This is a genomic window from Pseudomonas sp. 30_B (assembly GCF_017491605.1).
In the GTDB taxonomy this organism is placed as follows: Bacteria; Pseudomonadota; Gammaproteobacteria; order Pseudomonadales; family Pseudomonadaceae; genus Pseudomonas.
On record NZ_JAFGYY010000205.1, the window covers coordinates 1 to 505 of the forward strand.

Below are 505 nucleotides of genomic sequence, written 5' to 3' on the forward strand. Positions count from 1 at the left end.
GAGATGACGTTCGGTCTTCAGGTAGGTCGGCAGCCAGGTCGTGATCGCATGATAGCCGCCGTGCGCGCCGACGCCGATCAGGCCGCCGACGATCGTCATCCGGAGCACCGACGGATCGAAGATGCTCTTCGCCGACGCGCGTGCCGGCGCGGTCTGCGCGACCGCGGCCGACGTGGAAACGGCCACGCGTGCGTCGTCGCGCGGCGGCTCGGGAATCGCGCGCCGGATGTACAGCACGAGCAGCGCGGGCAGCACGCCGATCGCGAACAGCACGCGCCACGCCCATTCGGGCGGCAGCCACGAGAAGACGAGCGTGTAGAGGAGCACCGCGCCGCCCCAGCCGAGCAGCAACTTTTCGCGTGCGGTGCGGGCCTCCCAGAACTGGCTCAGTGCTTCGTTGAACTCCGTCGTTTTCATGATCGGCTCCGAATGGTCCATTTGCCCGTGCTGCTGTCGATCTCGCCCGTGAGGCCGTTGCGCGCGAGGCGCTGCGCGAAGTCGGGGT

The 505-nt window shown here is 68.5% G+C and carries 1 pseudogene; it reads right to left on the reverse strand.

The features are described 5' to 3' along the window. Positions 1-417 (reverse strand): annotated as a pseudogene (locus J5M67_RS27955) (hypothetical protein); the annotation flags it as partial. Positions 418-505: the final 88 nt, after the last annotated feature.